This is a genomic window from Streptococcus mitis, from assembly GCF_000722765.2.
Taxonomy (GTDB): Bacteria; Bacillota; Bacilli; order Lactobacillales; family Streptococcaceae; genus Streptococcus; species Streptococcus mitis_AQ.
Window position 1 is genome coordinate 1,413,692 of the sequence record NZ_CP028415.1, and the last position, 26,210, is coordinate 1,439,901.

Genomic DNA, 26,210 nt, shown 5'->3' on the forward strand with positions numbered 1-26,210 from the left:
AAGTATAACCATTTTTTCCTCTCTTAGATCCTGATTTCTATACCTACTCTATCCCCCTCCCCTACTGATAACAGCAAAAAACTGATGAATCATTTCGATTCATCAGTTTTAAGAAGATATGTTCATTACAAACAAATCATATTCATTAGAAAGCTTAGTCTTCTTTCTTCTTGCGAGCTACAAGACCAAATCCACTCAATACTCCAAGAAGTCCAAGTGCTGCAAGGCTAGCATTGTCTTCTGTACCAGTATTTGGCAATTCACGCTTAGCTTCAGCTTCTTTCACTGCCGTTGGTTGTACTGGTTGTGCTGGAGTAGCTGGTACTTGAGGTTTAGCTGGCTGTTCAGGCATTGCTGGAGTAGCTGGCTCAACTGGTTGTACTGGTTGACTTGGTTCAACTGGAGTTGGCATTTCAACTTTTCTGAAGATATGCTTGATAGTTCCAGATGGATCAGTCACAGTCTTCACATATTCATAACCTGGAATTGTTCCTGGTTCTTTAGCTCCCGATTCAGATGATTTCAATGGATTTCCATTTTCATCTGTCCAAATCGTAGCACGATTGTTTGTAGGCTGAACATTTGGTTGTAAAGGTGATTTCTTCACTTTCTTATAGATACGTTTGATTGTACCATCAGGAAGTTGTTCATCCCTAACATATTCATACTCAGGAATATCCAAGATTGGTGACAGCATATCAAATTCAAATCCTGGAATGATATTTCCTTCAGTGTCACGTGCAATAATTCTTGGTTTTTCAACTGATGGAGTTGTTACTTTTTCGTATACGTGCTCCACATCACCATTTGGAAGTTTCTTAGTTTCTACTAAGCGGTAACCCGGGATAGATTTAGCTGGTTTTTCTCCTTCTTCTGTTGATTCTACTGGGTTATTGTCTTTATCAACAGTAATGAGATTACCATCTTTATCCTTGAATGTTGTTGTTACTGGTTCGTAAACGTGCTCTGTATCTCCATTTTCTAGAGTCTTAGTTTCTACAAATTTATATCCTGGGATATCTTTCTTAGGAGTTGTTCCTTCCTCAGTTGTAGTTCCTTCGATTACGTGTCCGTCAGTATCTACGAATGATGTCGTTACTTTTTCGTATACATACTCTGTATCTCCATTTGGAAGTTTACGAGTTTCTACTACTTTGTATCCTGGAATATTCTTAGGATCTTTTGTTCCTTCTTCTGTTTCTGTTCCTGGAATTGGGTTACCGTTTCTATCTACGTGTTTAGTTGTTACTGGTTCGTAGATGTGTTTAGTATTACCTTTTTCATCAGTTTCAGTCTTAACAACTTTGTATCCTGGAATAGTTTCTGATGGGTTCTTACCATCTTTAGATGGAACTAACTCTTTACCATTCTTATCAACAAATACTGTGTCAGGACGTACTGTTGGAGTGTAAGAAGCTTTGATTGTCTTACCGTTCTTATCTTTACGTACAACTTCTACTGGAGTAGCTGTTCCTACGAAATCTTTTTCTGGAGTGAATGTTACTTTACCAGTCGCATCGATTGTGTAAGTTCCTTCTCCTGGTACTTCTTTAGTTGTTGATCCATCTTTAAACGTTGGAGCTACTGTAGTGTCTACATCACCTTTGAATACTGGAGTATTCGATTGAGGTTGGTTCTTAGCACCTTCAGATACTACGTTTTCTGTAGATGTTTTACCTAATACTGTTGGTGTGTAGTTAGCTGTTACTGGTGTTCCGTTTTCGTCAACACGTTTAACCGTTACACCTTTAGCTGTTCCTACGAAGTCTGGTTCGGGAGTGAAGGTTACTTTACCGTTCTTATCAATAGTGTAAGTTCCTTCTCCTGGTACTTCTTTTGTAGTTGTTCCATCTTCAAATGTTGGAGCTACTGTTTCATCGATTGGTACTGTTACCGTTTTACCGTTTACTTTAGTAATTCCTGGTGTGAATACTGGAGTCTCAGATTGAGGTTGTCCTTTATCACCGATTGATGTTACGTCTTTACCTGTTGGAGTTACTGGTAATACTACTGGTGTGTAGTTAGCTGTTACTGGTGTTCCGTTTTTGTCAACACGTTTAACTGTTACACCTTTAGCTTGACCTGTGAAGTCTTTTTCTGGAGTGAAGGTTACAGTTCCGTCTGGAGCTACTGTGTAAGTTCCTTCTCCTGGTACTTCTTTCGTAGTTGTTCCATCTTCGAATGTAGCTGGTTTAGTATCATCAAGTTCTACAGTTTTTTCTACACCGTTAACTGTTGTTTTACCTGCTTCGAATTCTGGTTTTCCTTTTTGAGTTGCACCTTGAACATCAGTTGTTGTTACACCGTCTGCAGTTGGTGTTACTGGTTTAACTGTTGGTGTATATTTAGCTGTTACTTCTGTTCCATTTTTATCAACACGTTTAACTGTTACACCGCTAGCTTTACCTGTAAATTGTGGTTCTGGAGTGAATGTTACTACACCATTTTCATCGATAGTGTAAATCCCTTCTCCTGGTACTTCTTTCGTAGTTGTTCCATCATCGAATGTTGGTTTAACAGTTTCGTCGATTTCTACAGTTACTTCTGTACCGTTAACTGTTGTTTTACCTGGAGTGAATACTGGAGTTCCAGTCTGTTTCGCACCTTGAACATCTTCAGATACTACGTCATCTGATGTTGGAGTAACTGGTTTAACTGTTGGTGTGTATTTAGCTGTAGCTGGAGTTCCATTTGTATCTTTACGTTGAACTTCAATTCCTGTAGCTTTTCCTGTGAAGTTTGGTTCTGGCTTGAATGTTACTTCACCAGTTTCTGGGTTGATTGTGTAAGTTCCTTCTCCTGGTACTGTTACTGAAGTTTCGTCAGTTGGTTCACCAGTTTCTGGATTGATCAATTTAGCTGGTACAGTTGGATCGATTGGAGCTTTAGTGTTTCCTTCAGTGAATGTTGGAGTTCCACTTTGCTCTTGACCTTGTGCACCTTCAGAAGTGACTGATTTAGCAGTTGGTGTAACAGGCGTGATATTTGGAGTGTAAGTTGTTGTTACAGCTGTTCCATTTGTATCTTTCGCTTGAACTGTTACTGGTTTAACTGTTCCTGAGTAAGTTTTATCTGTTGGAGTGAATACTGCAACTGGATCTTTACCTTCTTCTTTAATAAGAGTGTATGTACCTACTACATCACCTGCTGGGTTTTTAGCTGGAACTGAATCTGCTGGTTGTCCATTTTCATCTAATAATGTATAAGTTGATGGATCAATCGCTACAGTTTCTTGTGTTTTAGCTTTTGTAATTGGGTCTTCTACTTCAACTGTTCCACCTTTGAATTTAACAGCTTGACTTTGAGTTTGACCTTGAATATCTGAAGTTACTGATGGTTCTGCAGTTGGTTTTGTACCGATTACTACCGCTGTATATTTACCAAGTGCTGGAGTACCATTTAAGTCAACACGTTTAACAGTTAATTCAGTACCTTTACCTGTGAATCCTTTTTCTGGAGTGAAGTGTACTGTTCCATCTGGATCTACAGTGTAAGTTCCTTCTCCTGGAATTGTTACACTTGTTACTTCTTGACCTGTATTTGGATCGATTAGTTTAGCTGGTTTAGTTTCATCGATGTCTACAGTTTTTTCAACACCGTTAACCATCGCTTTACCACCAACGAAGTTTGGTCTTCCACTTTGTTCTTTACCTTGAACACCTGCTGTAAGAACTTCTGTTCCATTTGGAGTAGCTGGTTTAACTACTGCTGTGTATTCTGCAGTAACTTTTGTTCCATTAGTATCTTGACGAACTACTTTTAATGTTTGACCTTTTCCTGTGAATTGTTTATCTGGAGTGAAGTGTACTGTTCCATCTGGATCTACTGTGTAAGTTCCTTCTCCAGGAATTGTTACACTTGTTACTTCTTGACCAGTAGTTGGATCAACCAGTTTAGCTGGTGTATTGTCATCCATTGGTACTTCTACTTCTTTACCGTTAATTGTTGTTTTACCAGGTGTGAATTGTGGTTTACCGCTTTGAGGTGCACCTTGGATATCTTCTGTGAATGTGTTGATACCTTCTGGAGTAACTGGTTTAACTGTTGGTGTGTAAGTAGCTGTTGTTGGAGTTCCGTTCGCATCTTTCGCTTGAACTGTTGCTGGTACTGGAGTACCTACGAAGTCTTTGTTAGGTGTGAATGTTACTTTACCTGTTGTTGGATCGATTGTGTATGTACCAACTTGTTTTCCGCTAGCGTCTTTGGCTGGGATTGTTGTTTCATCAGTTGGTTGTCCAGTAGCTGGATCGATTAATTTAGCTGGTTGAGTAGCATCGATCTTCATAGGAACTTTAGAGTTACCTGGTGTGAACGTTGGAGTTCCTTCTTGAGGTTGTCCTTGTGCACCTTCAGTAACTTTTGGTGTTCCTGTTGGTTCTACTGGAGTGATGTTTGGAGTGTAAGTTGTAGTTACTGGAGTTCCATTTGTATCTTTAGCTTGGATCGTAACTGGAGCAACTTCACCTGAATATGTTTTATCAGTTGGTGTAAATACTGCAGTTGCTTTACCATCTACAACTTTAAGTGTGTAAGTACCGATAACATCTCCTGCTGGGTTTTTAGCTGGTACTGATTCTGCTGGTTGTCCATTTTCATCCAATAGTTTGTATGAAGTAGTGTCGATTGGCACTTCTTTTTCAACACCATTAACTGTTGCTTTACCAGGTTTGAAGGTTACTTCTTTAGATTGTTCAACACCTTGTACATCTGTTGTTTCAGCTGGTGAAGCAGTTGGTGTTACACCTACGATGTTTGGAGTGTAAGTTGTACTTACTTTAGTTCCGTTTTCGTCTTCTGCTTGAACTTTAGCTGGTTGTACTTTACCTTTGTACTCTTTGTTAGTTGGCGTGAAGGTTACTTTGTTAGTAGCTGGATCAATTGTGTATTCCCCTACTTTGTTTCCTTCAGGATCTAAAGCGTCTACTGGAGTACCAGCCGCTACTGGGTTACCTGAAGCATCAAGTAGAACCGCTGAGTTAGCTTTGATCGGTACTGATTTTTTAACACCTTCTACTGTTGTTTCTCCAGGTGCAAATGATACAGTTCCATCTTGTGGTTGTCCTTGGATACCTGAAGATTCCGCTGGTGTCGCTGTTGGTGTTACACCTACGATATGTGGAGTGTAAGTAGTATTTACTTTAGTTCCGTTCTTATCTTCTGCTTGAACTTTAGCTGGTGTTACTTTACCAGTGTAAGTTTTGTCAGTTGGTGTGAAGGTTACTTCACCTGTAGCTGGATTTACTGTGTATTCCCCTACTTTATTTCCTTTTTCATCTAAAGCATCTACTGGTCCAGTTGCTTCTGTTCCATCTGGATTTAATAGTTTTACAGAGTTTTCTTTAATTGGTACTTCTGCATTTCCTGCCGTGAATGTAGGAGTTCCTTTTTGAGTCTCACCTTGTACACCTGCTGAATCTGCTGGCTTAGCTGCTGGTTCTACAGCAGTTACTGTTGGAGTATATTTTGTAGTAGCCGTAGCTGTTACATCTTGTCCATCTTTATTTTGACCTACTGGTGCTGTTAATGTTACATCAACACCTGAAGCCGTTCCTTTAAAAGTTGGAAGTGGTTGGAAGGTTACTTCACCTGTTGTTGGGTTGATTGTGTAAGTTCCTTCTCCATCAACCGTTACAGAGTCAACTTTAGCTCCTGTTTTTGGATCTACTAATTTAGCTGGATAAGTAGCACTTGGTGTTACTGCTGTAGCAGTATCTGCATTACCTTCTGTTTTGAATGTTGGAGTTTTCTTCTGTTCTTTACCTTGAATATCTGTTGATGTTTCTGGATCTGCAGTGATTTCTTTTGGAGTTACTGTTGGAATGTATACAGCATCCATAGTTTTTGTAGTTCCTGCTGAGTGAGTTCCATCATTGATATTTTCAAGTCCATTTTGGTTTGTTAATGCAGTCCATCCAGTTGATTGACCATTTGAGTCTACTGCACGTAGTACGATACCATCAGCTTTACCTACGAAGCTAGCTTCTGGAGTGAATGTGATTTTGTCGTCTGTTACTGTATATGTACCCTGACCTGCTTTAGTGTAAGTTTTTGTTAATGTTCCATCTGGATTAACGATCATTACACCTTCAGATTGAACTTTCTTAGTAGTTTCAGCACTAATTACATTACTTTGTTCAGTATAGTGAATTTTACCGTATGAGTTAAAGGTAGTTTTACCGTTGTTAGAACCTAAGTCTGATGCATCGTCACCCGATGGATGTGTTCTGAACTCGATACCAACTGATTGAGTTTCACCTTGTTTACCAGTAGTTTCTTCTTTATCTCCACGTGGTGGATGAGCTACTTGGATTTGGTTATCTTCAACTTCCCCAGAGTAGGCAATACCTGCAGCTTTTTCTACTTGAGCTTCATCTTTTGCGATACGCACACGGAAGTTTACAACATCCTTACTAGTATCAATTACTTGAGTGTTAGTAAATGTTAATTCAACGACTTGATTATTCCCATTTACTTGTACAACATCGGATTGTTCACCTTCATCAAATTTACCATTTCCGTTGAAGTCGATAAATCCACGCACGTAAGCTGGTGCAACTGTGTCTGTGTAGTTTTCATTACCATTTGCTGAAGCATACAATTTTACTTTATAAGTATTATCTGGCCCTTGGATGAATTTAACTTCTGGTTGTCCAGTATCTACGTTAGTGTGTACATGTTCTTCAGAAACTAATTGATCTACACCTTCATCTCCAGTGTCTTTCACATCATCTGAATCCACTCCACGAACACGAGTACCTGGTGCAGAGTCAATATCCGCTTTAACCTTACCTAAGTATGGTTGTTGAATTTGTTTCTTTTGTTTAGTTAAGTAGTCTACAGTTTGTGTTCTTAAGAAATGCTCAGCCATTCCATATGATTCTGGAAGATCACCGAAGTCAGAGAACTTGATACCAATCATAGAAGATTGTTGCCCAGAAGACATGATATATAGTCCTACTTCAGTTACATTGGCAGTTGATAATACTGGAGTTCCTGCTCCACCGTTATTACGGTATCCACCGAATACTTGAGAACCAAGACCTGCAGTAGTTGCATCAGGTGTAGCAAATTTCCCACCGTTTAAGGCATTCACAAATTTTTCATCTTGCCATTTAAGGATAGCAGTTCTACCACCATTCATATCTTTGAATTGATTTAATGGAACATAAGCATTTTTATTTGAACTATACCCAACAATCGCAGCTAAGTCCCATGGTGTCCCATTAGTTGTATAAATTTCAGACTCAAGAGGTCCAATATCTTCCCCAGAAGTCATAACAATACCTGGTTTAACAGCTTTACCATTATAAGTAGCTGTTACATCAAATTTAACCCCAGCTGCTTGACCGTTTTTAGGTTGACCTTGAGGGTTTGTTCCTGCGATTGTTGTTTTAGACGTACCAGTTGATAAACCAGCATTATTAACGTGTGTATATCTATTTTGAGGATTTGCACCTAACCCTGTTGCACCATTATCCGGGTTGAATTTGTTTTCTTTATCCGGTTGGTATGAACTTTCTAAATCAGTTCCCGCAACACGGTTTTTGAATATTTCAGTTGATTCAAACGGTTTTAATTCTTTAACCGTCATTGTAACGATATAACCAGGGATCAATTCTTTTGTATATGTAGAACCGATTTGAAGTTGGTTATTTGCGTTTAATCCTGTCCATGCAGCTGTGTCTGCAAAGTCTAACCATTGAATCTGATCGTTTAAGTCTTTAATTTCTTTTAGATTATCTTCTTTAGTTTTAACTTTGATATCTGATAATGAAGAATATCCATGTTGATCTAACCATGCTTTACCTGTTTCAGTAGATGCATCTTTAAGTGCTGTTGTTTGTGCATCTGCCAAGTTAACAGCAAACTTACCATCACGACCAATTCCTGCATTCTTCAACTCATTGTAAACTGCAAGGATAGACTCGTTAAGGCGTTCCAATTGAGCATTTACTTGCTCTTTTGTCACACTCTTATCAGCCAAAAGTGCCTTTGTTTCAGCAAGAACTGCTTGGTTTTTAGCGACTGCTGCTGTAACTGCTGCCTTGTTTTCTTCTTTGACATCAGCCTTAGCTAGTTCAGTCTCAGCCAATTTGTTGGTTACTTCAGCTTCTGATGATACTTGTGTAAGAGTCGTTGTTGCTGCTGAAAGAGCTTTTTCAACTGGAGTTGCAGTTTTTTCAGTTTCAGCTTTTGCAGCTTCTTTTTCAGCTGCTTGTTTCTTATCGAAACCAGCAGTATTTGACTCAGTTACAACTGTGCTCAATGCTGATACAGTTTCTGCTTGGGCATCTACATCGGCTTGGCTAGCATCTGCCTTAGCTAGAGTTGCTTTAGCTGTTGCCAATACTTCCTTAGCTGAGCTTACTACTGTAACATCTGCATATTTAGCAGTTGAAAGTTTAGACTCTAAAGTAGCAATACTTGCTTCAAGGATAGCCTTGTTTACTTTCTTAGCTTCTCCTACTTTCACTTCAGGTTTTGCTTCTACAGCTTTTTCTGTTTCTGGTTTTACAGTTTCAACTTTAGGCTCAGCCTTTTCCTTCTCCTTATTATCTTGACTAGGAGCAACTGCTGAAATAGTTGTTTCAGCTGATTGAACTTCCGTCGCTGATACCGCACCATTACCTAGGAACATCAATCCAGCCGCAATTGCTACTGATGCCGCTCCAAAGCTGTACTTACGAATACCGTAACGAATGTACTTCTCCGTTCGAAAATCTTGTTGTTGTTTGCCTTGCATGAGACTCACAACCTCCTTATAATTTTTAATTCTTTTTTGATATCTTGAACATAAAAAAATCTTCGGCATTTTTAAACATTTAACATGACAATGTTTTGTATGTCGAAAATTCGTACTTCAGATACATTCTAATGATATCACATCCATTCCTTACAAGCAAGCAACTCGACTTAAAACTTGCACTATAATAAATAAATTTTATCTTTCAAACTTATTTTCTTTTTTATTATAGTAAATATATTTTTATTTTTGGATATTTTTTGTTTATTCAGAAAGATCAAAGTAAATATTTACCAGCTTTTAACGAATGATAATACAATTATTTTTAGACAGCATTGGAAATTGCAAAAAACCAATGACTTTTACATCATTGGTTTTCTACTATATTCGTTTATCAGAAAGATTTTAATTAATCTTCTTTCTTCTTGCGAGCTACAAGACCAAATCCACTCAAGACCCCGAGAAGTCCAAGTGCTGCAAGGCTAGCATTGTCTTCTGTACCAGTATTTGGCAATTCTTTTTGACCTTCAACATATTTAGGTGTTGCTGGTTGTTTTGGTTGCTCAGGGCTTATTGGCTCTTGCGGAGAAACTGGTTGTACTGGTTGACTTGGCTCAACTGGTGTTGGAGTTGGCATCTCAATTTTTTGGAAGATATGTCTGATATTTCCATTTGAATCTGTCACAGTCTTGACATATTCATAACCTGGAATTGTTCCGGGCTCTTTAGAACCTGGTTCCGTTGATTTCAATGGATTACCTTTCTCATCTGTCCAAGTTGTTGTAGTTTGTTTACCTGGATTTGGTTGAGGAACAGGTGAAGGGGTTGGAGCTGGTGGTGTTACTTTTTCGTAGACATGTTCAACATCTCCGTTTGGAAGTGGTTTAGTTTCCACAAAGCGATAGCCTGGAATATCTTTCTTAGGTTGTTCGCCTTCTTCTGTTGGAGTATTTGGAATTGGATTTCCATCTTTATCCTTGAAGAATGTCTTCACTTTTTCGTAGATATGCTCAGTATCTCCATTTGGAAGTGGTTTAGTTTCTACGAAGCGGTAGCCTGGGATATCTTTCTTAGGTTGTTCGCCTTTTTCAGTTGGAACTTTTGGAATTTCATTTCCATCTTTATCCTTGAAGAATGTTTTCACTTGTTCATAGATATGACGAGTATTTCCATGCTCATCAGTGATTGTTTCTTTATATCTATATCCTGGAATATCTACCTTAGGTTGTTCTCCATCTTTACTTGGGAACCCTGGAATTTCTTTACCATTCTCATCTACGAAGTCTGTACCTGGACGAACTGTTGGAGTGTATTTAGCAGCAATTGTTTTTCCTGCTTTATCTTTTCTTACAACAGTTACACCTTCTCCAGTTCCTACGTAATCTTCTTCTGGAGTAAATGTTACTTTACCATCTTTATCGATAGTATAAGTTCCTTCTCCGTCAACAACCATCTTAGTTGAACCATCAGAGAATGTTGGTGGCACATCTAAATCTACGTCTCCTGTGAACTCTGGAGTTTCAGATTGAGGAGTATTCTTAGGTCCTTCTGAAGTTTTGTCTACAGTCGCTGTTACTGGTGTTACTGTTGGAGTGTATTTAGCCGTTACTTCTGTTCCGTTCTTATCTACACGTTGTACAGTTACTCCTGTAGCTGTTCCTAGGAATTCTGGTTCTGGTGTGAATGTTACTTCTCCAGTCTTAGGATCGATTGTGTATGTTCCTTCACCGTCAACTGTTACAGAATCAACCGGATCACCCGTCTTAGGATCAACTAGTTTAGCTGGAACATCCTTATTAATTTCAACAGTTTCTTCTTTACCATTGATTTCCGCTGATCCGCCTTCAAATACTGGTGTTCCTTTTTGAACTTGACCTTTAGGTCCTACTGATGTCTTATCTTCTCCAGTTGGCGTTACTGGCACTACTTTTGGAGTATACTTAGCTGTTACTGGCGTTCCATTCTTATCAACACGTTGAACTTCTACACCTTCTCCTTTTCCAGTAAATTGTGGTTCTGGTTGGAATTTCACTTTACCATCTTCGATTGTGTATGTTCCTTCTCCAGGAATTACTACTGCTTCATCAGTTGGTTCTCCTGTTTCTGGATTAATTAGTTTAGGTGCTTTTGTTTCATCAATCTCAACAGTTTTTGCTACACCATTAACTGTTACTGTTCCACCTTTGAATTCTGGTAATCCTGTTTGTGATTTACCTTGAATATCTTTAGATTTAGCTGGTGTTGCTGTCGGTATTACACCTTTCACTTTAGGAGTGTAGTTTGCTTGAACTGTTGTTCCGTTCGTATCTTGACGTTGAACAGTTACTCCTATTGCTTGACCAGTGAAGTCTTTATTTGGAGTGAATGTTACTTCTCCAGAGTTAGGATCAATTGTGTATGTTCCTTCTCCAGGAATTGTTACTGGTCCATCTGTTGGTTTTCCTGTTTCTGGATCGATTAATTTGGCAGGTACTGTTCCATCAATTGGAACTTCTTTATCTCCACCTTTAAATACTGGTGTTCCTGTTTGAGGTACACCTTGTACATCTTCTGATGTCACGTCTTCTCCTGTTGGTTTAACTGGAGTTACCGTTGGAGTGTATTTAGCTTTTACAGCTGTTCCGTTTGTATCTTCACGTTGAACTTCTACACCTGTAGCTGTTCCTGTGAATTGTGGTTCTGGTTGGAATTTCACTTTACCATCTTCGATTGTGTATGTTCCTTCTCCTTCAACTACAACTTTATCAGTTGGTTGCCCTGTTGTTGGATCAATTAGTTTTGGAGCTTTTGTTTCATCAATTGGAACAACTTTCTCTTCGTTGTTAACCGTTACTGTTCCACCTTTGAATTCTGGTAGTCCTGTTTGCGCTTTACCTTGAACATCTGTTGTTTTAGCTGGTGTTGCTGTTGGTTTAACAGGTTTAATGTTAGGTGTGTACGTAGTTCTTACTGGAGTTCCGTTCATATCTGCTGCTTGAATAGTTACCGGCGGAACTGGTCCTACATATGTTTTATCTTCTGGTGTGTATACTGCAATCGGATCTTTTCCTGGTTCTTTTACAAGTGTATACTTACCGATTACTTTAGTTGGATCTTTTGGATCTTTTACAACTACTTCATCAGTTGGTTTTCCATTTTCACCTACTAATGTAACTGAACCTGGATTAATCGGAACTGGATCTGATTTAATTGGGTTTCCAACTGGATCTTCTAAATCTGCAGTTCCACCTTTGAATGTAATAGGTTGTTTTTGAGTTGCACCTTGTACATCAGTTGATTCGGCTGGCTTAGCCGTTGGTTTAACCCCTACGATTACTGGAGTATATTCAGCTGTTGCTGGTGTATTATTTTTATCTACACGTTGAACTGTTACTGGTTGTACTGGTCCTACATAACTTTTATCTTTTGGTGTGAATGTCACTACCCCTGTAGTAGGATCTAAAGTATATTTACCAATTACATTTCCTTCTGGATCTTTCGCTGGAAGTTCATTTGAAGGAACAGGTTGTTTCGTTACTGGATCAAGTAATGTTGCTGGAGCATCGTAATTAATCGGCACCGTTGGATCACCTGGTACAAAATATGGTTTACCACTTTGTGTTTGACCTTGGACTCCTGTAGTGATGTTATCGAATCCTTCTGGCACTACTGGTTTAACAATCGGTGTGTATTTCGCAGTAGCTGGCGTACCATTTGTATCAACACGTTTTACTGTTACACCTTTAGCTACACCTGTGAATTGTTTTTCTGGTTGGAAGTGAACTGTTCCATCTGGATCTACTGTGTATGTTCCTTCTCCTGGTACTACTTTTTCAGTTGTACCATCTTCAAATGTTGCAGGTACTTTATCGTCTATTGGGAATTCATCGTCTCCTGGTGTAAATGTAACTCTACTTTGTTGAGGTTTACCTTGAAGGTTTGTAGTAGTTTTATCTTGTCCTTCTGGTACTACTGGAGTCACTGTTGGAGTGTAAGTTGTTTCAACTTTTGTTCCATTTTTGTCTGCCGCAGTTACTTTAGCTGGGTCTGGTGTTCCAGTGAAGTCTTTATTTGGTTGGAATGTGATTACTCCAGTTTCTGGATCTAGAGTATATGTACCTACCTCTTTTCCATCTTTAAGAGCTGGCATTGTTGTAACTTCATTACCATTTGGATCTACAAGTTTGATTGTTGACTTCTCAATTGGTGCTGATTTGTCACCTTCTTTAAACATTGTAGTTGCATCTTGAGTTTGTGGTTTACCTTGTTTTCCACTTGTCTCTTTTGGTTCTGCAGTTGGTTCTACTTCTTCTACTTCTGGAGTGTAGTCACCACTAGATGTAACTTCAACTTTATTTCCTTCTGAGTCAGTAGCTGTTACCGAAACTTTAACCTCTACTCCTTGCGCTTTACCTTTGAATGTTGGTTCTGGTGTAAACGTTACTACACCTGTAGCTGGATCGATGGCATATGTTCCTTCACCTTCTACTACAACTTTACCTTCTTCATTAGCACCTTCTAATGAGTACTTCGCTGTTGTCCAGTCTACATTTGTACCATCTGGAGTGTTAGTTCCTGTATTTAATTCAGAGAAACGTTCACTTCCTGGTTTAGAATTTTGAGCTTGTCCTTGTTTTCCTTTAGTTTCATCGCTTGATGGTTTAACACCATATACAGTTGGTGTATATGTAGTTGAAGATTCTACCACTACTGGGTTTCCATCATCACCAGTTAAGGTTACATTAGCTGAAACTGTTAAAGCTTTAGCCGTACCGATAAATCCTGGAGCTGGTGTGAAGTTCACTTTGCCTGTGTTTTCATCAATTTCATAAGTACCTTCACTAGTCGTTACAGAGCTTACTTTTTGACCTGATACTGGATCTACAAGTTTGTAGTCAGAAACTGATGCATCATTTGGTAAACCAGTCTTGAATCCTGTTTCCATTGAATCAGTTTGTTCTTGACCTTCTGCACCAGAAGACTTTTCAGGTTTAGAAACTACGATGTAGTAAGTTGTTTCTGCAACTGCATCTTCTGTAACTTCTCCTGAATCTGTTTTCCCTACTGTTGGAGTGGTTACAACACCGTTTGAGTCAACAGCTCTTACTGTTACTTTGTAACTTCCATACTCACCTAAAGTATAGGCCGCGATTTCTGGGTTTGCTAAGTTTTTCTCAGCTGCTGTTTTTAATGCTCCACGAGCTGTTTCTACAGCTTTTTCAGCTGCAAGAGCTTCATCACGAGCTGATTTCACTTTTGCTTCTACACCAGGTAATGCTGCTACCGCTTTATCTAATTCTGCTTTTAGTGAAGCTTGTTGTTCTTTTGCCGCATTTAATTTCTTCTCAGCTAAATCTCTCGCTGTTGGTGAAATTGTACGAAGATTTAAATCGTCTAATGCTTTTTGAGCATCTTCTACTATTCTATCTTGACGGTCTACTAATTCTTGAATTTTCGCTAATTCATTATTTGCTCCTCGAGCGTTCGCAATTGCTTCTGCTGCTGCTTTTGTTTTTTCTGCTGCAGTACGTTGTGCTTGAATAAATGCTTTTTCTTCTGCTTCTGCTAAGTTAAATTCTTTTTTCGCTCCACTTGGTGAAGTTACCGTTAATTTAGTTTTAATTGTTTCAGATTGTGCATCATCTGACTCATCGTCAATTTTATCTTCAAACGCTACATTCGCTTTAGGTGATTTCAATAAGTCTACAGAGTTTCCTTGTGTATCTGCGTAACTTGTTGATGTTCCCGCTGGTTTATCATTTTGGATAGATGCTACATCTGTACTTGATGCTTCACGATATGCTACGTATCCTTTGAATCCAGAATCTGTAGAAATCTTCCATCCTGCATTTGATTTTTCAGCAGTAACAGTCGAACCATCAGAAGCAGTCCATGTATTTGTTGCTGAATCGTAAGTCACAGTAACAGTAACTCCCTGTGCATTGGTTGTTTGCTCTTTTGGTAATGCAGTAACTGTACGTGTAACGTCACCTACTGCTGTTACTTCACCATTTTTACGGATTTCCGCAACTTTTTCTGTTAAAGTAGCTGCGTTTGAAGTCGCATTCCATGTACGAGTAAATTCATAAACGATGTAATCAATACTTCCGTCTGCTTTTGCATCTGTGTAAACACGACGTTCTGTTAATGTTGTAGTGCCATCTCCATTGTCTTTCAGTACATACGCATCTTCATTTGGAAGATTGTATTTACCTGTTGCACTATTGAAAGTAGCTGTATATTCTTTATTGTCTTTATCTTTTACTTTCACAACTTCACGTTGTAAATCTGCACGTACTTTGTCTGTAACTGCCTTAGCTGCAATGCTATCTATCCCAACGTATTGCGTAGAATCAGATGTTACAGGAAGATTGAATTTCGAAGATGTTGTTGTTGATGCATCTCCTAATTGATCTCCTTCTCTAACCGCAGTATTGGTAGTTCCTGCAGCTACTGTCCACTTACCATCTTTAACTACTAAGTTTGTAACTGTTCCATCTGGCATTGTAATTTCTACTTTGTTCGCACCATTAGAAACTGTTACAGGAACTTTTGTTGCATAAGCTTCCACGTTAGATACTGTAACTTTAGGAGCTACTGCAACCGTAATATTTTCGTGAGCTTCTTGCCCATTCATTGTCCAGTCTTGATTCTTAGAGTTTGTTGAGTTGTTGTAGTCTTTAGCATATGCTGCTACAGTGAAGATTCCAGCTTCCGTTGCTGTACCGTGAACTGAACCTGATTCTGGATTATAATCTAAACCAGGAACAACATCCTTAATAGGTGTGTCTTTTCCTGTATATACTCCATTTAATGTAGTGTGTGCCGTAACTGTTTGAGGATTTGTCATCGCTCTTACTTTACTTCCATCAATAGCTGTGAAGTCTGCTGTTTTAGCTGTCGATGATGGGGCTGCTTTAGAACCAGCTGTAAATGGAGTTCCATCAGTACGAGCATAGTTAGCACGAGTATCCTTATTCACACCATCGTTATCAACATATTTAATATTATGGTCCACTTCATCTCCAATTGTGACCATTGTAGATGTACCTTTAATTAATGGAGCTGTTGAGTCTTGCCATCCAATCCATCCAGCTGTTAAGTCACGGAAAGCAATATCTTGAGTTTGTCCATCTTTTTCAACTGTAACGATATAACGCATATCGTAAACACCATTTTGAATGTTCGCTGCTACGTACCCTTCTACAGTATCTGTTTTTTCATTGTATCCTGTACCAGGAACTAAGTTACTTAGTTGGATATTTTTAATTTTATATCCTGCTGCTTCCGCTTCTGGTGATAAACTGAAACGTTTTTTAGCATCAGTGATATACACATAGTGGTTTCCTTGTTCATAAGTATATCCGTAGATTTCTGTAGTTAAGTATTCGTAAGCTCCACCTGCTCCCCATACATTATTGTTGTTAGATTTACCAGTAGCACGAAGTTTTCCTTTCCATAGTTCTGCTTCACGCCCTACTTTTTGTGCTTCTGTTTTTGATAATGGAATATCTGTACGTCCACTTGTCCCAGCTTTACCATTGTTTGCTGCTGGCACATCTGTATTGTCTGATTGATATCCATGAACATATATTTTATAGTTGCTGTTACCGTCTAAAACTTTGTAAGATTTACCAGTAGCTCCATCAAATTCGCCATTTTCTTTTCGTAATGCTGTAGAAGCTGCTGTATATCCTTCGTTAGCTGAAAGAGCTACCGCGAACTTACCGTCACGATTGATTCCTGCGTTTTTCAATTCATTGTAGACTGCAAGGATTGATTCATTAAGACGTTCCAATTGTGCATCTACTTGCTCTTTTGTAACACTCTTATCAGCAAGAAGATCCTTAGTTTCAGCCAGAACTGCTTGGTTCTTAGCGACTGCTGCTGTAACTGCTGCCTTATTTTCTTCTTTGATATCAGCTTTAGTAAGTTCAGTTTCAGCCAATTTGTTCGTTACTTCAGCTTCTGATGATACTTGTGTCAAAACAGTCGTTGCAGCTGAAATCGCTTTTTCTGTTGGTGTAGCGTTCTTTTCTGCTTCTTCTTTTGCTGCCTTATCTTTATCAGCTTGTTCTTTTTCTAATCCTAATTTATTTGATTCAGTTACAGCTGTGCTCAAAGATGATACAGTTTCTGCCTGTGCATCTACATCTGCTTGGCTAGCATCTACCTTAGCAAGAGCTGCTTTAGCAGTTGCCAATACTTCCTTCGCTGAACTTACTACCGAAGCATCCGCATGTTTAGCAGTTGAAAGTTTAGATTCTAAAGTGGCAATTTTTGCTTCAAGAGAAGCTTTATTTACTTTTTTAGTTTCTTCTACTCTAACTTCAGGTTTTGCTTCTGCAGGCTTTTCAATCTCTGATTTTCCTTCAGTAGTACCCTGATCAGTTTTTTCAACCGGAGCTACTGCTACTGTAGTTTCTGCACCTTGCACCTCTGTCGCTGATACCGCGCCATTTCCAAGGAACATCAAACCAGCCGCAATCGCTACTGATGCTGCTCCAAAACTATACTTACGAATACCGTAACGAATGTACTTTTCCGTTCGGAAATCTTTCTGTTTATCCTTCATCTTTGAGAAATATCCTCCATAAAATAGTGTGTTTATTAGCGATATTAATAGGCAAGCTAATACACAAAAAGACCCCTTTATATTTTCCAAAATACTCAGAGGACTATCCTTTTAGATAGAACCAGCAAACACCATCAATATTCATAGTCATTCTACCATTTTTTTGTTCCTTTAGCAATAAATATGATAACAAATAAATAATTGTTCAAAATGTATACGACAGGGTAACTCCTTAATTATAAAACTAACATTTCAATTAATATTTTTCCCTATTTCATACAGATAAAGCCCCCCTTTGTAGCATTGTATAAAAAGAAAGCTTGTTTCTATATTTTATGTATTGTCATATTGTTTTTGTTTTTTAACAAAAATCAAAATACATTTTATAAACATTTATAGAAAAAATGATCACTATTACGAATAAAATAATAATCTTTCCCTTATTATTTGTATAAGATCTAGATATAAAATTCAATATATAAAAAAGAAAAAATGAATGAAGTAGATAGTCATTCATTACAAATCTATCTACATTTCATTCATTTTCTTTATTTATCAGATCTGAAGAACTGATTAGTCTTCTTTCTTCTTGCGAGCTACAAGACCAAATCCGCTCAATACTCCGAGAAGTCCAAGTGCTGCAAGGCTAGCATTGTCTTCTGTACCAGTATTTGGCAATTCGCGCTTAACTTCAGCTTCTTTCACTACCGTTGGTTGTACTGGTTGTGCTGGAGTAGCTGGTACTTGAGGTTTAGCTGGCTGTTCAGGCATTGCTGGAGTAGCTGGCTCTACCGGTTGTACTGGTTTTTGAGATTGGATCTTACGGTAAACATTATGAACATTACCATTAGCATCTGTTTCTGTACGAACTAACTCATAACCTTCTAATGGCTTACCTGGATGTGATCCGTTTTCGTCTGGAATAATCAATTCACCTTTTTCATCTACATAAGTTGTTAAAACTTTTTCTGTAATTGGTGTTGGATTATATGGACTTACTGGCGGAGTTGTAACTTTCTCATAAACGTGTTCGATGTCGCCGTTTGGAAGTTTCTTAGTCTCTACGAAGCGGTAGCCTGGGATATCTTTCTTAGGTTGTTCACCATCTTCTGTTGGATAGTTTGGAATTTCGTTTCCGTCTTTATCCTTATAACTTGTCTTAACTTTCTCATAAACGTGTTCGATGTCGCCATTTGGAAGTTTCTTAGTCTCTACGAAGCGGTAGCCTGGGATATCTTTCTTAGGTTGTTCGCCGTCTTCTGTTGGATAGTTTGGAATTTCGTTTCCGTCTTTATCCTTGAATGAAGTCTTAACTTTTTCATAGACGTGCTCTGTATCGCCGTTTGGAAGAGTCTTAGTTTCAACGAAGCGGTAACCTGGGATATCTTTCTTAGGAGTTGTACCTTCCTCAGTAGTTGTTCCTGGAATTACATTGCCATCTTTATCTTTATGAGTTGTTGTAACTTTTTCGTAGACGTATTTTGTATTTCCTTTTTCGTCAACTTCAGTTTTAACAACTTTGTATCCTGGAATTACTTCAGATGGTGTCTTTCCATCTTTAGATGGAATTAATTCAGTTTCTTTTCCATCTTTACCTACAACCACAAATTTAGTATCTGGACGAACTGTTGGAGTGTAGGTAGCTGTTACTGGTGTACCGTTCTTATCTACACGTTTAACTGTTACTCCTGTTGCTTTACCTACGAAGTTAGGTTCTGGAGTGAAGGTTACTTTACCGTTTTCATCGATTGTGTATGTTCCTTCGCCTGGTACTTTCTTCTCAGTTGTGCCATCGTCAAATGTTGGTTTAACAGTTTCATCGATTGGTACATTAGGGTTTCCTGGTTTGAATTCAGGTGTTCCTGTTTGTGGTTGCCCTTTAGGTCCTTCAGATTCTGCAGGTGTTCCTTCTGGAGTTACTGGAGTTACTGTTGGGGTGTATTTAGCTGTTACTGGTGTACCATTCTTATCTACACGTTTAACGGTTACTCCTGTACCTGTTCCTGTGAACGTCTTCTCTGGGGTGAAGGTTACTGTGCCATCTGGTGCTACTGTGTATGTTCCTTCACCTGGGATAACTTTTTCTTTTGATCCATCTTCGAAGGTTGCTGGTACTTCATCATCCATTGGTACGTCTGGATTACCTGGTGTGAAGGTTGGTTTGCCGTTTTGTTCTTTACCTTGGATGTCTGTTGTTTCAGCAGGGTCTGCAGTTGGAGTTACTGGAGTTACTGTTGGAGTGTATTTAGCTGTTACTGGTGTTCCATTCTTATCTACACGCTTAACTGTTACTCCTGTTCCTTTTCCTGTGAATGTCTTCTCTGGGGTGAAGGTTACTGTGCCATCTGGTGCTACTGTGTATGCTCCTTCACCTGGGATGACTTTTTCTTTTGATCCATCTTCGAAGGTTGCTGGTACTTCATCATCCATTGGTACGTCTGGGTTTCCTGGTGTGAAGGTTGGTTTACCGTTTTGTTCTTTACCTTGGATATCTGTTGTTTCAGCTGGATCTGCAGTTGGGGTTACTGGGGTTACGTTTGGTGTGTATTTAGCTGTTACTGGTGTACCATTCTTGTCTACACGCTTAACTGTTACGCCTGTTCCTTTTCCTGTGAATGTCTTCTCTGGGGTGAAGGTTACTGTGCCATCTGGTGCTACTGTGTATGTTCCTTCACCTGGGATAACTTTTTCTTTTGATCCATCTTCGAAGGTTGCTGGTACTTCATCATCCATTGGTACGTCTGGGTTTCCTGGTGTGAAGGTTGGTTTTCCGTTTTGTTCTTTACCTTGGATATCTGTTGTTTCAGCAGGGTCTGCAGTTGGAGTTACTGGAGTTACTGTTGGGGTGTATTTAGCTGTTACTGGTGTACCATTCTTATCTACACGCTTAACTGTTACGCCTGTTCCTTTACCTGTGAATGTCTTCTCAGGTACGAATGTTACTGTTCCATCTGGTGCAACTGTATATGTTCCCTCACCTGGGATGACTTTTTCTTTTGATCCATCTTCGAAGGTTGCTGGTACTTCATCATCCATTGGTACTTCATCAGCACCTGGTGTGAAGGTTGGTTTACCTGTTTGTGTTTTACCTTGAATATCTGTTGTTTCAGCTGGGTCTGCGGTTGGAGTTACTGGGGTTACGTTTGGTGTGTATTTAGCTGTTACTGGTGTTCCGTTCTTATCTACACGCTTAACGGTTACTCCTGTACCTTTACCTGTGAATGTCTTCTCAGGGACGAATGTTACTGTTCCATCTGGTGCAACTGTATATGTTCCCTCACCTGGGATGACTTTTTCTTTTGATCCATCTTCGAAGGTTGCTGGTACTTCATCATTCATTGGTACTTCATTAGCACCTGGTGTGAAGGTTGGTTTACCTGTTTGTGTTTTACCTTGAATATCTGTTGTTTCTTTTGGCTCAGCTGTTGGTGTAACTGGGGTTACTGTTGGGGTGTATGTTGTTTCTACCTTAGTTCCGTTAGTATCCTTCGCTACAACTTTCGCTGGATCTGGTGTACCTGTGAAGTCTTTGTTTGGTTGGAATGTAATTACTCCTGTTGTTGGATCAATTGTGTATGTTCCAACTTCCTTGCCATCTTTAAGAGCTGGCATTGTGGTTACTTCATTACCACTTGGGTCTACCAATTTAACAGTTGTCTTATCAATTGGGGCTACTTCGTCACCTTTTTTGAACATTGTCTCAGTTTCTTGAGTTTGTGGTTGACCTTGTTTTCCAGATGTTTCTTTTGGTTCTGCTGTTGGTGTAACTGGGGTTACTGTTGGGGTGTATGTTGTTTCTACTTTTGTTCCATTAGTATCCTTCGCTACAACCTTAGCTGGATCTGGTGTACCTGTGAAGTCTTTGTTTGGTTGGAATGTGATTACTCCTGTTGTTGGATCGATTGTGTATGTTCCAACTTCTTTTCCATCTTTTGTTGCTGGAAGAGTTGTTACTTCGTTACCACTTGGGTCTACCAATTTAACAGTTGTCTTATCAATTGGGGCTACTTCGTCACCTTTTTTGAACATTGTCTCAGTTTCTTGAGTTTGTGGTTGACCTTGTTTGCCAGATGTTTCTTTCGGTGTTGCCGTTGGAACTACTGGTGTTACCGTTGGTGTGTAAGTTGCTGTAGCAGGTGTTCCATTCTTATCCTTAACTTCAACAGTTGCTGGATCTGGAGTACCAACAAAGTCTTTGTTTGGTTTGAATGTTACAACACCTGTTAATGGATCGATTACGTATTTACCAACTTCTTTTCCATCTTTTGTTGCTGGAATTTCTGTTGACTCTACTGGTTGTCCATTTACTACGAATTTAGCTGGTTGCTCTGCTGTAATTGTGATTGGTGCTGTTTCATCACCTTGAGTAAATCTAGGAGTTCCTGTTTGTTCTTGTCCTTGTTTACCACTTGAAGTTACACCTTCTCCTGTTGGAGTTACTGGTGTTACTTTTGGAGTATAAGACCCTTTTGAAGTAACTGGAACTTTGTTTCCTTCTGAGTCAGTTGCTGTTACTGATACTTGTACATTAACACCTTTAGCTTTTCCTGTAAATGTTGGAAGTGGTTCAAATGTTACTACACCTGTTGTTGGATTGATTGAGTATGTTCCTTCTCCATCAACTACCACTTTACCTTCAGTATTAGCTCCTTCTAGAGAATATGCAGCTGTTGTCCAATCTACATTTGTTCCATCAGGTGTATTAGTTGTAGTGTTTAGTTCTTCAAAACGCTCTTTTCCAGAAATAGATGTCTGCGTTTGACCTTGTTTACCAGTCGTTTCATCATCAGCTGGGTCAATTCCATATACAGTTGGTGTATAGGTATTTGAAACTGGTACTGTTACTGGGTTACCTGACTCGTCATTAAATGTCACATCTGCTGCTACTGTGATAGGAGCTGCTGTACCTACAAATCCTTCTACTGGAGTGAAACTTACTTCACCTGTCGTTGGATCTACTGTATAAGTTCCTTGATCAGTTGTTACTGAAGAAACTTTATTTCCTGTTGTTGGATCTACTAGTTTGTAATCTGATACTGTAGTTCCTTCTTTTCCATCATTGAAGTTATCTACCATTGAGTCAGTTTGTTTCTGACCTTGAGCTCCTGATGATTTCTCTGGATCTGTTACTACGATGTAGTAAGTTGTTTCTGCTACTGCATCTTCTGTAACTTCACCAGCATCTGTTCCATCTACTGTTGGAGTTGTCACAACACCGTTTGAATCTACTGCTCTTGCTGTTACTTTGTAACGTCCTTTTTGAGATAATACATAAGCATTAGCTCTAGCCAAGTTTGCTTCAGCTGCTGCTTTAAGGGCTGCACGCGCAGTTTCTACTGCTCTTTCAGCTTCTAAAGCTGCAGTACGTGTTGACTCTACTTCAGTATTTTTTGTTGATAGATTTGTTTGAGCTGTTGCTAATTGCGCTTCAATAGATGCTTTAAATTCTTTAACATGCGTAAGTTTTCTCTCTGCTAATTCTTGAGCTGTTGGAGAAATTGTACGTAATTTCAAGTTGTCTAATGCTGATTGAGCATCTTCTACCGTTCTTGTTGAACGATCTAATAGTTCTTGAAGACGTGCTAATTCATTTTGTGATTCTTGTTGTTCTTTTACAGCTGTTGCTGCCGCTTGAGTTTTAGCTGCTGCTGTACGTTGCGCTTGAATATAAGCCGTTTCTTCTGCTTGAGCTCCATCAAAAGTAGTTACTGTGCCATCTGGTGCAGTTGCTGTTACTTTTGTCTTAATAGTATCAGAATCTGTTGCTGATGTTTTATCATCGATTGTATCCGCGAATGCTACATTTGCTTTAGTTGACTTGATTAAGTCTACTGATGTACCTTTTGCTTCTGAATAACTTGTTGAAGTTCCTGTTGGTTTAGCATTTTGAATTGATGCTACGTCTGTTGAGCTTGCTTCACGGTATGCTACATACCCTTTAAATCCTGATGCTGTTTCAATTTCCCAACCAGCATTTGATTGTTTAGCTGTTACTGCTGTACCGTCAGAAGATGTCCATTGGTTTGTTACTGAGTCATAGCTTACTGTAACTACCATTCCTTGTTCTGAAGATGTATTATCCTTTTTAACTAGAGTCTCTGTACGTGTAACATTACCTACTGCTGTTACCTCACCATTTTTACGGATTTCAGCAATTTTGTCTGCTAGTGTTGACGCTGAAGATGTTGCATTCCATGTACGTTCAAATTCATAAACAACGAACTTAACATCACCATTTGCTTGCGCATCTGTATATACACGACGTTCAATAAGAGTTGATGTACCATTACCATTGTCTCTTAACTCATAAGCTTTTTCAGTCGGTAATGAATATTTACCTGTTGCACGGTTAAATTCCGCTCTATATGTAGTACCTGCTGCATCAGTTACCATGGCAAATTCACGCTGGATGTTTGCTTTCACCTTATCAGTTGTGACTTTTGATACAATACTATCCACACCAACGTATTTTGTAGATTCTGGTGTTACAGTTAAGTTAAGAGTTGAATCTCCTGTTGTAGATGCAGCTCCTAATACCGTACCTTCTTGTACAGCTGTGTTTGTAGTACCTGCTGCAACTGTCCAGTTACCATCTTTAACTACAAGTTTTGTAACAGTTCCATCTGGCATTGTAATTTCAGCTTTGTTAGCACCTTTTGAAATTGACACAGGTACAGTTGTTGCATAGGCTTCAACATTCTTAACAGTAATCTTAGGCGCTACTGCAATTGTAATATTTTCATGAGCTTCTTGACCATACATATTCCAATCCTGATTTTTCGCATTGGTTGTATTGTTATAGTCTTTGGCATAAACAGATGCTGTGAAAATCCCAGCTTCACTTGCTGTTCCTGTAATATCTCCTGTTTTTGGATTATAACTTAATCCTGGTACAACATCATTTATTGAAGTTGTACTTCCCGTATAATTCCCGTTTATGGCTGTGTGGGCTGTGACCGTTTGTGGTCCGTTCTCAGTATTTACTTTAGAACCATCAACTGCAGTAAAGGTTGCTCCGTTCGTGCCTCCAGTAGCAGTTTTTGAACCGGCAACAACTTTTTCTCCATTACTTCTGTATACATAACCAGCTCTTTCATCACGAGTCATTCCATCATTATCAACATATTTAATATTATGATTAACTTGGTCGCCTATTGTTACTAATTTTGATTTTCCTTGAATAAGTGGTGCAGATGAATCTTGCCATCCAATCCATCCAGCTGTTAAGTCTCTGAAAGTAACTTGCTGAGTAGCTCCACCTTTCTCTACAGTTACAATATAGCGCATGTCATATACACCGTTTTGAAGAGTAGATGCTATATATCCTTCTACAGTATCTGTAGTTGCGTTATAACCTAATCCTGGCGGTAAGTTACTCGCTTGAATGTTTGCAATTGTGTATCCTGCAGCAGTTGCCTCTGGTGATAAACTAAAACGTTTTTTTACATCTGTAAGATATACATAGTGATTTCCTTGTTCATAAGTATAACCATAGATTTCTGTAGCTAGATACTCATAAGCACCTCCTGCACCCCATACATTATTGTTGTTAGGTTTACCAGTAGCACGAAGTTTCCCTTTCCATAGTTCTGCTTCACGTCCCACTTTTTGAGCTTCTGTTTTAGATAATGGAATATCTGTACGTCCACTTGTCCCGGCTTGTCCACTATTAACCGCAGGGACATCAGTGTTTTCAGATTGGTATCCATGAACATAAATTTTGTAGTTAGCGTTACCATCTAGTACTTTGTAAGATTTACCTGTAGAACCAAGAAATTCACCATTTTCTTTTCTCAACTCTTTAGATGCAGCTGTATACCCTTCATTAGCTGAACGTAAGTGCGAGCCTTGGACTAGTTCTTTACCGTTACGTTCATCTTTTGAACCTGTGTTTTCGATAGCGTTTGAGTCAGATTTTTTCTCTGTGTTCTCAGCTTTTTTCCCTACAGTTTCTTTAGCATTTGTAGTGTCAACTGCTGGTGTTTCTTTTTTCTCAGCTGGTTTGTTTTGTAGTTTTGAGTTTACAGTTGTTACAAGTTTGTTGTAAGCAGCTTTCAATTCCTCTTGACTTGTAGCACTTGAAAGAGCTGCCTTAGCTGACTCCAAGTCAGCACTCAAAAGAGCCAAACTTTCGTCCGTCTTGTTTGCATATTTTCCAGCAGCGAGTTTCCCAGCTACTTCATTCACATAAGACTCAAGTTGAGACTTGTCTAGTTTAGGCGCAGCTTCTTCTTTTGTAACTTCTTCAGCAGATTTTGGTGCGTCTTCCTTTTTAGATTCTTCTACTTTAGGAGTCGCTACTTCAGGCTTAGTTTCCTCTACTTTTACTTCCTTCGCAGTTTCTACTTTAGCCGTTGCTCCATTCTCTTCAGCATTAGGTGATACTACTGCCACACCAGGAACATTTCCATTAACTGCTGTTTCTGAGGCCGATACTGCACCATTTCCAAGGAACATCAATCCAGCCGCAATCGCTACTGAGGCTGCTCCAAAACTATATTTACGAATCCCATAACGGATGTATTTTTCTACTCTAAAATCTTGTTGTTGCTTGCCTTTCATCGAGACTAACAACCTCCTTTTATTTTTATCATGTTAATTCGTAAACTAAACCATAAAAATTCCTCTTTCAAAACTCAAAAGAGGAAAATTTATCATCCACAATTAACATGCATAATTATAATATCACGTTTTAAAACATTTTGCAATTTTTTTGTTTTGAAATATAAAATTTCTTTTAAACTTTCGCTTTTTATTTTATGTTTTTTAGTTTTTACAGTTAGATTTTTTTTTTTGCGAATTTTATTCTATTATATGAATAGTTTCATTCGTATTTTAAAATTATAATTTTTTTAAGTATTATTTACAATTTTAACTCATTTAAAATTTAATTATAAAAACCGTATTTTTATG

The 26,210-nt window shown here is 38.7% G+C and carries 3 protein-coding genes; all 3 read right to left on the bottom strand.

The annotated features are described in order from the left end of the window. Positions 1-154 precede the first annotated feature (154 nt). The 3 genes from SK637_RS07220 to SK637_RS07230 all read right to left on the bottom strand — a co-directional run bounded on the left by SK637_RS07220 (position 155) and on the right by SK637_RS07230 (position 25,859). The gene (locus SK637_RS07220) at positions 155-8,743 is read right to left on the bottom strand and encodes a GEVED domain-containing protein (protein WP_033689163.1); all 8,589 of its coding nucleotides are present in this window, start codon (positions 8,741-8,743) and stop codon (positions 155-157) included. A 409-nt stretch (positions 8,744-9,152) separates the two neighbouring features. Further along, positions 9,153-17,297: a YSIRK-type signal peptide-containing protein gene (locus tag SK637_RS07225; RefSeq protein ID WP_033689164.1), complete on the bottom strand. Its 8,145-nt coding sequence runs from the start codon at positions 17,295-17,297 to the stop codon at positions 9,153-9,155. Positions 17,298-17,870: 573 nt separating this feature from the next. Further along, a complete protein-coding gene (locus SK637_RS07230; RefSeq protein WP_033689165.1) occupies positions 17,871-25,859 on the bottom strand; it encodes a YSIRK-type signal peptide-containing protein in 7,989 nt (2,662 codons plus the stop codon). Positions 25,860-26,210 lie beyond the last annotated feature (351 nt).